General features: G+C 66.9%; 11 protein-coding genes. 9 read left to right on the top strand and 2 right to left on the bottom strand.

Annotation, left to right across the window (positions count from 1 at the left end):
• The first annotated feature begins 73 nt into the window (after window positions 1-73).
• Window positions 74-988: a sulfotransferase domain-containing protein gene (locus LC060_RS09270; protein WP_226634804.1), complete on the top strand. Its 915-nt coding sequence runs from the start codon at window positions 74-76 to the stop codon at window positions 986-988.
• A gap of 66 nt (window positions 989-1,054) precedes the next feature.
• On the opposite strand, the gene LC060_RS09275 is transcribed toward LC060_RS09270, so the two are convergent.
• On the bottom strand, window positions 1,055-2,425 hold the full coding sequence (locus tag LC060_RS09275; RefSeq protein ID WP_226634806.1) for an FAD-dependent oxidoreductase: 1,371 nt from the start codon (window positions 2,423-2,425) through the stop codon (window positions 1,055-1,057).
• A 236-nt stretch (window positions 2,426-2,661) separates the two neighbouring features.
• Here LC060_RS09275 and LC060_RS09280 point away from each other — a divergent pair, with 236 nt between their 5' ends.
• The 3 genes from LC060_RS09280 to LC060_RS09290 all read left to right on the top strand — a co-directional run bounded on the left by LC060_RS09280 (window position 2,662) and on the right by LC060_RS09290 (window position 7,619).
• Window positions 2,662-4,059, top strand: a complete 1,398-nt coding sequence (locus tag LC060_RS09280) for an MFS transporter (protein WP_226634809.1) — start codon at window positions 2,662-2,664, stop codon at window positions 4,057-4,059.
• Complete coding sequence (locus LC060_RS21035; protein WP_226634811.1) at window positions 4,056-5,132, top strand: class I SAM-dependent methyltransferase; 1,077 nt, start codon at window positions 4,056-4,058, stop codon at window positions 5,130-5,132. The genes LC060_RS09280 and LC060_RS21035 overlap by 4 nt, the downstream gene beginning before the upstream one ends.
• 180 nt (window positions 5,133-5,312) lie before the next feature.
• Window positions 5,313-7,619, top strand: a complete 2,307-nt coding sequence (locus LC060_RS09290) for a TonB-dependent receptor (RefSeq protein ID WP_226634812.1) — start codon at window positions 5,313-5,315, stop codon at window positions 7,617-7,619.
• A 112-nt stretch (window positions 7,620-7,731) separates the two neighbouring features.
• On the opposite strand, the gene LC060_RS09295 is transcribed toward LC060_RS09290, so the two are convergent.
• A complete protein-coding gene (locus tag LC060_RS09295; RefSeq protein ID WP_226634814.1) occupies window positions 7,732-8,973 on the bottom strand; it encodes a serine hydrolase domain-containing protein in 1,242 nt (413 codons plus the stop codon).
• Window positions 8,974-9,248: 275 nt separating this feature from the next.
• Between LC060_RS09295 and LC060_RS09300 the strand changes: the two genes are divergently transcribed.
• The 5 genes from LC060_RS09300 to LC060_RS09320 all read left to right on the top strand — a co-directional run bounded on the left by LC060_RS09300 (window position 9,249) and on the right by LC060_RS09320 (window position 13,911).
• On the top strand, window positions 9,249-10,079 hold the full coding sequence (locus LC060_RS09300; protein WP_226634816.1) for an alpha/beta hydrolase family protein: 831 nt from the start codon (window positions 9,249-9,251) through the stop codon (window positions 10,077-10,079).
• A 60-nt stretch (window positions 10,080-10,139) separates the two neighbouring features.
• The gene (locus LC060_RS09305; protein WP_226634818.1) at window positions 10,140-11,189 is read left to right on the top strand and encodes a class I SAM-dependent methyltransferase; all 1,050 of its coding nucleotides are present in this window, start codon (window positions 10,140-10,142) and stop codon (window positions 11,187-11,189) included.
• A gap of 11 nt (window positions 11,190-11,200) precedes the next feature.
• On the top strand, window positions 11,201-11,500 hold the full coding sequence (locus tag LC060_RS09310) for a hypothetical protein (protein ID WP_226634820.1): 300 nt from the start codon (window positions 11,201-11,203) through the stop codon (window positions 11,498-11,500).
• Between the two features lie 251 nt (window positions 11,501-11,751).
• Window positions 11,752-12,981 carry an MFS transporter gene (locus tag LC060_RS09315; RefSeq protein WP_226634828.1) on the top strand — a complete coding sequence of 410 codons (1,230 nt, stop codon included), beginning with the start codon at window positions 11,752-11,754 and terminating at the stop codon, window positions 12,979-12,981.
• Window positions 12,982-13,131: 150 nt separating this feature from the next.
• A complete protein-coding gene (locus LC060_RS09320) occupies window positions 13,132-13,911 on the top strand; it encodes a helix-turn-helix domain-containing protein (protein ID WP_226634830.1) in 780 nt (259 codons plus the stop codon).
• The last annotated feature ends 17 nt before the right edge of the window (window positions 13,912-13,928 follow it).

Here is a 13,928-nt window from a genome sequence, read left to right on the forward strand (position 1 = left end):
AATTTCGGCAAGGCTCGTCTCTGCCTCTGATCGCGCGCTAACCTGCCTCCTTCCGGGAGAAGGGGGCCAAGACATGAGCGGGACCGAGGACGAAGCGGGCATTCCCTGGATCGTACCCGCGATGCAGCAGGACATCGCCTGGCGCGACGGCGACATCGTCATCTCGGTTCCCGCCAAGAGCGGCACGACCTGGACGATGAACATCGTCCACCAGTTGCTGAACGCTGGCACTCACGCCTTCGAGGACATCTACGCCGAAGTCCCGTGGATCGAGTTCCTGCGCCATCCGGGCGATACTCCGGCGCACGTCCACGCCCGCCTGTCCGCCATGCCTGCCGACCGTCCGCGCGCCTTCAAGACCCACTCTCCGCCGCCCGTGGTCCCTTATCTGGCCGGACGGGATAACGCGCAGGTTCGCTACATCGTGGTGCTGCGTAATCCCGAAGAGGCGCTCGTCTCGCTGATGCCATTCCTGGCCCAGCATACCGATGCCTGGTTCGACCTCTGGGGCCTCCCGCGCGACATGTTGTGCCGTTCGGACTTCGCCACCTTCTATGCGGACATCATCGCGAAAGGCGGCATGCACGCGCAGGGCTTTTTCGGGTTCCTCAACGCCTGGTGGCCGCTGCGCACAGCGCCCAACGTGCTCTTCCTCCACTTTGGCGACATGAAGCGCGACCATGCCGGGACGATCCACAAGATCGCCGATTTCCTCGGGATCTCGCTCGACGATGCGGCCTGGTCGCGGGTGCTTGAATACACCTCGTTCGCGTGGATGAAGGCCCACCAGTCGCGCTTCGAGCTGCCCACCGTATGCCCCTGCCCGGTGCTGGGGCCGGGCGCGATGATCCGCAAGGGCGAGACCGGCCACGCCCGTGAGGACGGCATGACCGCCAGCATTGCCGCAGACCTGCGCCGGGTGGGCGAGGCCACCTGCCCCGATCCCGCGGCGCTGGAGTGGTACTACACCGGCGGCCCTCTCCCCTGAAGCCCCAAAGGCACGCTCATTTCGTGGTTTCCCCGCCTGCCCAGAGCCGACGGAACGCGCGTAAATTCAGCCTTCGACCAGTCGCGCCGCGCTGCGCCCGGCCACCTTGCCCAGCGTCGTTGCGGTGAGGAGCCCGTTCCCGGCAAGGTAGCCGTAGGAGCCCGTGCCCGAGATCCCGCGCGCCGCGCCGCCACCGGCGAAGAGATTGGGCAGCGGCGTGCCGTCCGCGCCGCACACGCGCGCCTCGGCATCGACAACCAGACCGCCCTGGGTGTGGAACAGCGCACCCGTGACACGCGCGGCGTAGTAAGGCGCTTCCAGCAATTGACGCTCCTCGAAACGGCGCCCCCAGACGTCCTGCGCCTCGCCCCGCCCGATGGCGGCGACATCGGCCAGCGTGGCGCCGAGCGCCCTGGCCGGAAGACGGGTCTTCTCGGCCAGTTCCTCGAGTGTCTGCCCACTCACCACCGCGCCTGCCTTGAGGGCATCGCGGTAATCATCGAAGGCGCACATGAGCTGGTGCAGGCGCTCATCGAAGATCGACCAGGCGACGTGCTCGGGCTGCGCGTTGACCTTGGCGGCCTGCTCGGAATAGCCCGCGCTTTCATCGGAGAAGCGCTTGCCCTCCAGATTCACCTGGAAACCGCCTTCCATGATCAGCGGCCACAGGATCGGGATGCCATGCCCCATGGCGAGTCCGCCGTGCCCCTGGTAGCCCGTCATGTCCTCCAGCCTGGCGCCCAGTTCCTCGCCCCAACGCACCGCATCGCCCTTGTTGCCGGGATGACCGTGGAAGGTGGCCGCAGCCATGTCGGGGATGAACTTCGCCACCATCTCGGGGTTGCCCGCAAAGCCCGAGCAGGCCAGGATCAGCGCATCGCAGGTGACATCCTCCAGCGCGCCGTCGGGACGGCGATAGCGCACGCCTGTCACCCGCGCGCCGTCGTGCAGCACCTCTTCCACGGTCGCTTCGGTCAGGATCGGGATCTCGGCCTTGCCGCAGGCATCTTCCAGCGCGGCCATCAGCTCACCCCCGGTGCGGTTGGGCGTCCCGTACATGCGCCGCACGCTGTGGCCGGGATAGAGAAAGCCATCGACCAGATCGAGCGGAACGCCGTGTTCGTCGCGCATCCAGGCAATCGTCTCGACCGACTCGCGCGCCATGGCAAGCGCCATGTCGGGATCGGTCAGCCCCTTGGTCTTGGCCATGATGTCCTGCGCGAACAGTTCCGGCGAATCGGTGATCCCCTGCGCGGCCTGCTCGGGCGTGCCCGAGGCCGGAATGAGCCCGGTCGACATCGCCGTGGAGCCGAGCGGGGTCGCGTCGCGCTCGATCACCAGCGCCTCCACGCCCGCATCATGCGCGGCCAGCGCGGCGGTGAGCCCCGTGCCCCCGGCGCCCACGACAACGACCGGGAAATGCAGGGTATCGCTCATCGTCAGGTCTTCCTTCGTCATCTCGAAACAGGACCTGCACACTAGCGTCACGGGTCCGCCTGTCCTGCCTTGAAGCGCGCTGTTTTCAGCAGGTGAACAGCTGCTCCTCGGGCCTTGGGCGCACGGCTGTTCATCACATGAATTCGCATCGAATGAGCGCGCGCCATGACCCCTTGTGCGCGGTAGCCTTCCCCTTCGTGCACCAAGCGTGCGAGACGAGTGGGGAAGAAGCCAAGATGACAAGCAAGGTCGCCGACGCCAGCGGGGAGGACGCATTCCTGCCCGATCCGGCCCGCGATACCATCGAGAACCCGCGCCAGGTTCCGCTGCGCCTGCAGTACAGCTGGGGCTCGGGCGCGCTGGGCATCGCGATTCTGATGAACTCGATCGGTGGCCTGATCCTGTTCTACATGGTGAGCGTGCTGCAGATCGACCCGGCTCTTGCAGGGACCCTGATCTTCGTCAGCAAGCTGCTGGGCGTGGTCACCGACCCGGTCGTGGGCACCTGGAGCGACCGTCTGCGCACCAGCGGCAGCCGTCGCCGCCCGTTCCTGCTGTGGGGCTCGTTCGCCTGCGCGGGCTCGTACATCATGATCTTCACGACACCGATGTTCGCAAGCGAGATCCTGCGCGCCTCCTACGTTTTTGGCGCCCTCCTCATCTACACCTGCGGCTACGCGCTCTTCAACGTGCCTTACATGTCGATGCCCGCCGAGATGACCGACAGCTACCACGAGCGTTCGGCCATCCACGGTGTGCGCATGATGTATGTCGCGATCGCCTCGCTGGTGGTGGGCACGATCTCGCCCATCGCGCTCGAGGCGCTGGGGCGCACCAGCCAGTTCTCCTACACGGTGATCGGCCTGTGCGGCGGGGCGATCATCTTCGGGGCCACCATGATCGCCTATCTCGGCACGCGCAGCGCGCGCTTCACCGCCAGCCAGGTGGAGCGCCCGAAGATCCTCAGCGAAGTCGGCCACGTCTTCTCCAACCGCCACTTCATCCGCCTGCTCGGGGTCAAAGCGACGCAGCTGATCGGCGTCGCCTCCTCGCAGGCCGCCGCGATGTTCTTTCTCCTCAACGTGCTCCAGCGCGACCTCACGATCCTGGCTCCTGCCGCAGTCGTGGGCACGCTGGTCCAGCTCGCCTCGGCCCCGCTTCTCGTCCGGCTTTCGCGCAAGATCGGCAAGAGCCAGACCTACATCGTGGGCGGCAGCTTCTACCTGCTGGCCGTGCTGAGCTGGTACTTCGCCTCGCCGACCGAGCCGCTGATCTTCTACGTGCTGCGCATGGCCGTGGTCTCATTCGGGGCCTGCGCCAACGTCATCATGGCGATGTCGATGCTGACCGACATCATCAGCTTCGACGCGCTGCGCACCGGCGTTCGCCGCGAGGGGGTTTACACCGCTTTCTACAGCTTCACCGAGAAATTCACATTCGCCGTCGGACCGCTGATCGTGGGCATCGCGCTCTCGCTCGCCGGGTTCGACAAGACGCTGCCGCCCGAGGCCATGCGCACGCCGGAAATCCGGCAGGCGCTGCTGCTCGGCGTATGTTACATTCCCGGCTTCCTGAGCATTGCGGCGATCACGCTGCTTGCCGGCTACAAACTCAAGCAGGAGGACGTCTCGTGACCGACACCCTTGCCGCACCTCACACCGACAACCCGCTGGCCTTCACCGCGCAGCAGCGCGGGCGCGCCTCGCTCGACTTCATGATCCACCTCGCGCGTGGCGGCCAGCCGCTGCGCAGTCAGGTGAGCGCGGAGCAGGCCGAGATGCTGCCCGACCCGGCGGTTCTTCCCGACGATCTCGATCTGCTTGACCGGCAGCTCAGCCAGACCTGTCTGGCCAGCCCCGCCTATCGCACCAGCCAGCTCCTGGGTGAATACCACGCGCGCATGCACGGCCTTGTCGCGCGCGAGGCCTTCGAGGACGTGCGCGAAACCATCGATCCGGTGATCGAACGCTACCAGTCGCAAGGGCCGACCACGCTTGAGCCCGGGCCCGAAGGCGCGGTGCCCCCGGCCTATTTCGAGGGCGTCAACTTCCACCGCACTGCGGGCGGCTGGGAAGACCACGCGATGCAAGGGTATATCCACGGCGAGATCGTCCACCGCAAGCTGGTGGAAGCACTCTATCCCGGCGGCATCTACAAACAGCGCCGCGCGGTCGCCGCGATGGCCCCGCGCGAGGACTACAGGCGCATCCTCGACATGGGCGCGTCGACCGGCCACTTCACGCAGGCCCTCCAGGAGGTCTACCCCGAGGCCGAAATCACCGGCGTCGACCTTTCGCTGCGCGTTCTCGAACACGCCCAGCGCATCGGCAACGCGCACGGCTGGGCCTGGAAGCTCTACCAGCGCCCGGCCGAGGACACCGGCTTTGCCGACGCCTCGTTCGACCTCGTCGCTTCGTACATTCTGCTCCACGAGATCCCCGCCGACGTGATCCGCGCCGTCTTTGCCGAAGCCTTCCGACTACTAGAGCCGGGCGGTGACATGATCATGTCCGACGTCACCCGCTACGCCGACATGGACAAGCTTTCGGTCTGGCGCGCGGACAGCGGCGCGCGGCTTGGCGGCGAGCCGTTCTGGCGCGAATCGGCCAGCCTCGATCTTGCCGAAGTGGCGCGCGAGGCCGGCTTCGTCGACGTGACGGCGCACGGCATCTATCCCCACGTCGTCCAGGGCCGCAAGCCGGCCTGAGGCTTCCTTTCCCTGCTCTCGCGTTCACCCTGCGAACAGCGGTGAGCGCCAGAGCGGCTTGCAAATTCACCCCTTGAACAGCGCCCCCCAAATGGTTTGGGGGCGCGCTGCCAAGGGGACACCTTCCCCCTCGAGGAGACGCGGGCCGATGCGCCCGAACACGACCATCCAGGGGGAACCATGATCCATCGCCATACCTACAAGACGCAGGCCCTGTGTTCGATCGCGCTGGGCGCGCTCGCCATCGCGCTGCCCGGTGCCGCGCAGGCCCAGGAGGCTCCGACCGCGAGCGAGAACCAGCCGGCCGGCACCATCGTCGTCACCGCGCGCAACCGCGCGGAGAGCATCCAGGAGGTGCCGATGTCGATCACCGCGCTCAGCGACGAGACGATGGAAAAGAAGTCGGTCGAAGGCATGAGCGACATCGCCCGCTTCACGCCCGGCCTCAGCTTCGAGAACTATTCCAGCGGCTTCCAGGTCCCCGTCATCCGCGCCCAGGCGCAGACCAGCGTGACCGCGCTCGAAACCAACGTCGCCACCTTCTACGACGGCATCTACATGCCGCGCAGCTGGTCGGTCGACATGGGCGTAGCCGCGCTCGACCGCGTCGAGGTGGTCAAGGGCCCGCAAAGCGCACGATATGGGCGCAACGCCTTTGCCGGCGCGGTCAACTTCATTGCCTACAAGGCCACCACCGACGGCGATTTCACCGCCGAGGGCGAGGTGACCGCCGGGATCTACGACCGCTACGATGCGAGCGTGAAGGCGAAGCTGCCGATCAGCGACCAGTTCGGCCTTGCTGCCACCTACAACCACTCCGAATTCGACGGCACCTGGAAGAACTCCAACCCCTGGGCCAATGCCGGAGTCAGCCCGGGCACCGACGGGCGCATCGGCGGGTGGAACAACGATTCCTGGTCGGTCTCGGCCATTGCCCGTCCGACCGAGGGCATGGTCATCGAGGCCAGCTATTCCGAGTTCGACATCGAGCGCGAATCCAACCCCAACGCCGATTACGAGGAAGCCAACGGCCAGCTCAACTGCGGCGCCATTCGTGCCAGCGGCAATCCCAGCCTGATGTGCGGCGAAGTGCCCGGCACCGGATCGCGCGCCAATGTCGATCCGCGCAGCTACGGCGCCTGGACCAGCACGCAGATCGCGCGCATCCGTGCCGCCTACGAGTTCGCCCCGCACTGGAACGCCAGCTACCTGTTCGGCCGCGTGACCGGCGATGTCAGCATCGGCAACATGACCGTGTCCGACCCGTCGAACTGCGTTGCCAGCTGCGTCTTCCAGAACGCGCCCGTCGGCGAGATCGACTACGATTCGCACGAATGGCGCGTCGACTACGATGGCTCCAGCTTCGACTTCGCCTTCGGCGGGTTCATCTCCAAGGGCGATGACGACTACAACTTCAACCTCGTCTACGCCCCGCCGCTGAGCGAGGGCCAGCCGGTTGTTCCCTTCACCGAGAATGCGACGCTCAACCTCACGCTCACCAACACGACGACGACAACGCTGGTGCGCTCGGTCTTCGGCGAAACGCAGTGGACCTCGCCCTCGGGCAACCTGCGCCTGGGTGCAGAAGGGCGCTACTCCTGGACCGACCTCTCGGTCCTCAACAACCGCAACGGCATGGGCTATGCGGACACCTTCCGCGCCTTCACCCCGCGCTTCACCGCCGAATTCGACGCCTCGGCCGACACCCTGCTCTATGCCTCGGCCGCGCGTGGCACCAAGGCGGGCGGCTTCAACGCCACGGCCGCCTCGGATACGCAGCGCACCTATGGCGAGGAATCGAACTGGACCTACGAAGTGGGCGCCAAGAACACCCTCATGGGTGGACGCCTGACCTTCAACGCGGCCCTGTTCTACACCGACTGGAGCGACATCCAGATCAACTCGGCCGACACTTACGCCAACGATCCCAACGCGGTGAACATCGTCCTCAACCTGGGCAGTGCCACCGTCTACGGTGCCGAGTTCGACACCGCGTTCTATCCCGACGACCACTGGTCGTTCGATGCCAACTTCTCCTATGCGCATGGCGAGTACAGCGACGAGACGGTCGATGCGCGTTTCAGCCGCACGGTTTCGCCCTGCGACGGGATCGTGTGCACGCCCGATGGCAGCGTCGGCGGCAACCAGATCGAACGCACGCCGCGCGCCAAGGGTTCGTTCGGCGCTCAGTGGCAGACCGAGATGCCCTGGGACAACGGCTCGTTCTTCCTGCGCGGCGATGTCAGCTGGCAGGACAAGATGTACACCACCCCCGCCAACGAGGCGACCATCCCCTCGCGCACGCTGTTCAACGCGCGCTCGGGCATCTCCTTCGGCAACTTCGACCTCAGCATCTGGGCGCGTAACCTCTTCGACAAGAAGTACGTCTCGAACGCCTATGTCGTGCTGCTCCCCTCGGGCAACAGTTACCAGCTGTTCTACGGCGAGCGCCGCACCATGGGCCTCACGCTCAAGGCAAAGTACTGATTGCAGGAGCCGTGCCCCGCGCCGCGAGGTGCGGGGCACGGCGACCAGAGAAAGGGGCCCGGATCGCCTGGATCCGGGCCCCTTTCGTTTCATCTGCGCAGCGCGTGAAAGCTCAGTCAGCAGAAAGCCCACGCAGGATCAGATTGGGCAGCACCGTGTTGTCCCAGACCGGCTCCTTGGGCGGGCTGTCTCCGGTGCGCAGAACCACCAGCTGGCGCGAGGGCACGACATAGACCACCTGGTTGGAATTGCCGTCGAACAGGAACAGGTCCTCTGCGGCATAGGGCTCGGAGTGGTAGTTGCGCCCGTAGGTCAGCTCCGGGTTGGCCGGTCCGCGCCATTCGACATAGGGCGCGCCCACGTAGACACCGAGCCCGGCATGCGGGTTCTGCGCAGAAGGCGTGCGCATGGCGGTGACGAAACCCTCGGGCAGCAGGCGCGCGCCCTCCCAGGTTCCGTCCTGTGCCAGCAACACGGCAAGGCGCAGGTAGCTTTCGGCGGGAAGCAGGATGCAGCACCCCGAATGGGGCGTGCCACCCGGATGGTCCATCCAGATCTGCCCGCCACGCGCACCGATCTTCGCCAGCACCTCGCGGCCCACCCAATCCTCGTAAGGGGTACCCGTAGCGCGCTCGATCAAGAGCGCGACAAGGTCGCCATTGGCGTTGGAATATTCATAGCGGCTGCCCGGCGTGTCGACGAGCGGGTAGTCCTCGATCAGCACCCGGTCGTGGAAGGGATGCAGGTAGGAGCGGTTGAGAACGCTCTCGGGATCGGTGGAACTGCCCTGCGGCAAGAGCCCCGAGCGCATGCCCAGGACCTGCCGGATGGTGATCGCGGCCTTGGGCGTACCATGCCACTCGGTCAGGAAATCGGCCATGGGCTGGTCGAGCGAAGCGATGTGCCCTGCCGCCATGGCCCGGCCCACCGCGATCGTCGCGAGGGGCTTGGCCAGCGACTTGGAGACAACCGGACTGGTGGCGGTCGTCTCGCCGAAGTAGTCCTCGCTCACCATCTGGCCGCCCTGCCAGACGAGGAACGCGGAACTGTTGGCCTGCGCGGCATAGGCGCGCGCGGCCGCCAGGGCATCGGGCGCCACGCCGCTTCCCTTCGGAAAAGGCGTCCAGGCCGCCGTGCCCTCAACCGGGGCGAGGGTGTCGTAGCCGGCCAGCCCCGCGCCGGGCTCGCGCCGCATGTAGCGCGCAAAGCGCTCCTGGTAGAGCGCCTCGCCCTCGACCTCGCTCAAGCCGGTATCGGCATGCGCGGGCGTCTCAGACAGCGGCGCAGCGGCGCATCCGGCCAGCAGCGCGGGCAACAGCGTGGGCAGGGCAAGGGATGCGAAGGATCGCGTCATGCAGAGTTTCTCCTGATCTCGTGGCCCGTGTTCTGCACCGCGCTTGCGCGCACCTGAATGCAGGACTGCACGCGTTTTCAACTGACGAACACAGCGCACAAAACGGGGAGCGCTCGGCCGCCAACTCGTCGATCATTGCGGCCATGACGAGGTTACCAACACTGGTTCAGGCAACGGCCGCACTGTCCCTTCTGGCAAGCCTTCCGGCCTGCGCGTCGACCGCACCCGGGGCACCCACAACGTGGGAGAGTGCTGCCGAAGAGAGTGCGCCTGGCGTGCGCCAGCAGACCCTGACGCTGGCAACCGAAGATGCACGCAAGCTTGCCGTCGCCGTCTACGCGCCCGAGGCCGCCTGCGAGGCCTGCGCGCTGGTGATCTTCTCACATGGCAATTTCGCAACGCCTAAACGCTATGACCGCGTGCTGCGCGCCTGGGCCGCGCAGGGCTTTGTCGTCGCGGCCCCGCTCCACACCGATTCCGAGGAATATCCCGAGCCGGACAAGTACCCCGACAGCCGCGCCACCCGCCTCGCCGACTGGCATGCGGTCGATGCGGCCTTTGCATCCGGCCTCCCCCAGGGCCTGGACTTGGGCGCGACCACCCTGTCGGGCCAGGTGATCGCGGCCGGACACAGCTACGGCGCGCTGATCGCGCTGGTTGCGGGCGGGGCAAAGCTCGCCGATCCGGCCTGGACGCTGGGCACGGCGCGCGCGCCCGAGGCGGTCATCGCGCTGTCTCCGCCGGGCGCAATGAAGGGGCTCGCAACGCGCGAAGGGCTCGGCGCGCTGAGGCATCCCGCGCTCGTCATCACCGGAACCAGCGATGTCCTGCCCGGCTTCATCGACGACTGGCACCAGCACCTCGACGCCTACGAGGCCGCCCCCCAGGGGCTGGGGTACGCGCTCGTCTTTGCGGGCATGGACCACTATTTCAACGGCGCCTTCGGCCGTCCGAGCGAAGACGGCGCGCGCAAGGCCGCCGACGCGCTCGCCCGAATGACTCGCGAGACCGGAGACTTCATGCACGCGGCCCTTGCCGGCGCGCTCCCCGGTTCCGAGATCTGGGCCCAGCGCAGCGACGCCATGGCCGAGGCCCGCGCCCACTAACGACACCCGCCAGGGGCACATTGGTCCCCACGCCCACGAGAGCTTGAGAAGAGGATGCGCATGACCAACCCACTTGAACCGCCCGTCCGCCAGCGCGGGCGTGCCTCGCTCGATTTCCTGCTCCACTTCGGACGCGGCACGCAAGGCCTGCGCGGCGAGGTCGAGAAGGACATCGCGCGCGTCGTGCCCGATCCTGAGAAGCTGCCGCAGGACATCGACCAGCGCAGCCAGCAGATCGAGCAGCGCCTGATGGCAAGCCCGCTCTGGCGCACCCAGGCGCTGATCGGGGAATGGAATGCGCGCAACCACGGCCTCATCGCGCGCGAAGCCTTCGAGGAAGTGCGCGAAGACCTCGATCCCGTGATCGAGCGTTACCAGTCGCAAGGCGCCACCACGCTGGAGCCGGCCCCCGAAGGAACCGAGCCCCCCGCCTACTTCGAGGGCGTCAACTTCCACCGCACCGCAGGCGGCTGGGAAGACCACGAGATGCAAGGGTATATCCACGGCGAGATCGTCCACCGCAAGCTCGTCAACGCCTTCTTCCCGGGCGGCATCTTCAAGCAGCGCCGCGCGGTCGCCGCGATGGCCCCGCGCACCGACTACACGCGCATCCTCGACATGGGCGCGTCGACCGGCCACTTCACGCAGGCCCTGCAGGAGACCTACCCCGAGGCCGAGATCACCGGCGTCGACCTTTCGCTGCGGGTCCTCGAACACGCGCAGCGCATCGGCAACGCCCACGGCTGGGCCTGGAAGCTCCACCAGCGCCCCGCCGAGGACACCGGCTTTGCCGACGCCTCGTTCGATCTCGTCGCCTCGTACATCCTGCTCCACGAGATCCCCGCCGACGTGATCCGCCGCGTCTTTGCGGAAGCCTTCCGCGTGCTGGAGCCCGGCGGCGACATGATCATGTCCGATGTCACCCGCTACGCCGACATGGACAAGCTCTCGGTCTGGCGCGCGGACAGCAACGCGCGCCTCGGGGGCGAGCCCTACTGGCGCGAATCCGCCAGCCTCGATCTTGCCGAAGTGGCCCGCGCGGCCGGCTTCGTCGATGTCAGCGCGCAAGGCATCTATCCCCACGTCGTGAAGGGACACAAACCGAAATGAACGCCGCAGCCATGAACACGATTGCCACGCCCGCCAATCCCAAGGCCTACAACCACCCCGACCGCCCGACGCTGGTCGATGCGGACGTCGGGCGCGTGGGCAGCGCGGTGCTCGCCCTCACGCGCGAACTCTGGGTGCTGACCGACCGCGTCGCGGTGATGGAGGAACTCCTCACGCAAAACGGCATCGACATCGCCGGGCAGATCGAGACCTTCCAGCCCAGCGCCGAAATGCAGGAAAAGCTTAACGCGCGCGGCAAGCACCTCGTCGAGACGATCGTTGCCGCGCTGGCCGGAACAGAGGGCGAGTAGGAAGCAATCGATTCAAGGGGTCATCACCCCTTGACCCCAAACCGGGCGACCTCACCTTCCTCGGCCCCGACGGCGCGCAGGAGGTGAGGTCGACGGGTTGGGGAGCCCGAGGGCGATGGCCCTCGGCAATCGTTGCTTTTCACACTTCTCCACTCCGGCTTGCGACCATTCACCCACCGCCCCTTCCCCGTTACAGGCAATCAGGCCAGACGTTCCTCGTCAGGTTCTCCAATCCAAGGCCTTGTTTTCCGATGTCCGACGCCCCGCTTGCAGCCCGCGATGACACCACGGCCCAATCGCTTCGGCGCCGCGCGCTGATCGCGATCATCCTTGTCAATTTCGTCTCGCTGGCAGGCTTCGGGCTGATGTTCCCGGTCTTTGCCATCTACAGCCGCCAGATCGGGGCGAGCGGGATCGAGATTGCAGGCGCGGTCGCCGCCTTCTCGCTGGGCCAGTTCCTCTCCAGTCCGCTGTGGGGACGCTGGTCGGACCGCTGGGGGCGTCGTCCGGTGATGATCGGTGGTCTGGCCGTCGGTGCCTTCGTCTATGTCCTTCACATCTTCGCGCTCTCGCCGCTGACGCTGTTGGCCGCGCGCTTTGTCAGCGGCCTTGCCACGGGAAGCTTCTCGATCACCTTCGCGGTGGCCTCGGACCTCTCCACGCGCGACAATCGCACCCACGTCATGGGCATCGTCAGCGCCGGCTTCTCGCTCGGCTTCATCTTCGGCCCGGCCATCGGCGGCGTGACCGCCAGCTTTACAGGCGAAGACAACGCCTTTGCGCTGGTCTGCGTGGTGGGCGCGCTGCTGGGCCTTGTCGCCGCGCTTCTGACCTGGTGGCTGATGCCCGAGACCCGTCCCGAGGCCGCGCCCACCGCCAGTGAGCCCAGCGCGGCCGACAAGGGCCCGCTGCTGCGCCGTCCCGGTTTTGCCGCGGCCATTGGCTTTGCGCTCATGGTCTCGATCGCCTTTGCCCAGATGGAGGCGATCCTCGCGCTCTTTGCCGACGACGTGCTCAGCCTCGATCCGCTTGGCATTGGCCTGCTCTTCGGCGCCATGGGCCTTGTCACCACGGTAACCCAGTTCACCGTCACAGGCCCTGTTGCCAAGCATCTGGGCGAGGCCGCCATGCTCGCCCTCTCTCTGGCAATCATCGCGGGCGGGCTGGTTGTCCTTGGCTTTGCCCATGGCCTCGTGCTGGCCGGGATCGGGCTGTTCCTCACCTCCAGCGGCTTCGCCCTCGTCAACCCGGCGATCTCAGGGCTGGTCTCGATGGCCTCGCCCGCGCATGCGCAAGGGACCGGGCTCGGGGTCATGCAGTCGGCCAACGCGCTGGGCCGCGTTCTGGGGCCACTGGCGGCAGGTCCGCTCTACGACATCCAGGGCGAAGCGGCGCCGCTGTTCTGGGGCGGTGCGCTGCTTGCCGCAACGCTGCTCGCCATGCCCCTCGTCACCCTGCCGCCGCGCGAAGCCCCCGCCTGACACCGCCCTGTTTATCCGCGTAGCGGAGGAACAGGCGCAAGTTTGGCCCTTGTAGGCCCAACTTCAGAACGAACCGCTTGCTGCCCTCCCGACCGAGCCGCACTCTCTGGCCGCACCGGCACGAGCAACGCGGAAGGACAGGCGCAGGCAGTGGACAACGGGGTTCCCATCCGGGCAGTCAGCCGCACGCTCTCGGTGCTGCGCACGATCAATCACGAGCGCGAAGTCTCGCTCACCGACCTCGTCCGCATCGAGAACCTGCCCTACCCCACGATGTTTCGCATCGTGCAGACGCTGGTCCACGAGGGACTGATCGAACGCGACGCCAGCGGCAAGCGCTACCGTGCCACCGCGCTCGTCCACACGCTCTCTAGCGGGTACGACGACAGCGCCCTGCGCTCCCGCGCGCAGCCGCACATGAGCGCGCTGACCCGCGAAGTGGGCTGGCCCCTGCTCCTCTCGGTGCGGGTCGGCTCGCGCATGGTCATCCGCGCCTCGACCCACCATGAAACCACGCTCACCTTCCACAACTGGGAGGCGGGTTCGGCCATGCCGATGGAGGGGAGCGCAACGGGCCTCGCCTGGCTCGCCTACCTGCCCGAGGACCATGCCCGCGACCTGGTGAACTGGGGCAGCGACTACCACACCGGAGGCGAAGGGGCGGATGCGGACCGCCAGGAAACCATGTTCGAGGCGCTCGCGCGCATTCGGCGCGAGGGCTACGCGTGGCGCCCCTCGCTGTTCGGCGACGAGAACAAGACCTCCTCGATCTCGGTGCCGGTGCTCGATGGCGAACGCATCCTCGCGGTTCTCACGCTGACCTATTTCTCCGCCGCGATGAAATCCGATGTCGCGCTGGAGCGCTATGTGCAACCGCTCAAGGAAACCGCCGCTTGCATCGCACACGACGTCCCCCCGAGCTGCCCCTAACACCGACCTGAAGCTCT

Origin of the sequence: Novosphingobium profundi, assembly GCF_020524485.1 — a bacterium.
In the GTDB taxonomy this organism is placed as follows: domain Bacteria; phylum Pseudomonadota; class Alphaproteobacteria; order Sphingomonadales; family Sphingomonadaceae; genus Novosphingobium; species Novosphingobium profundi_A.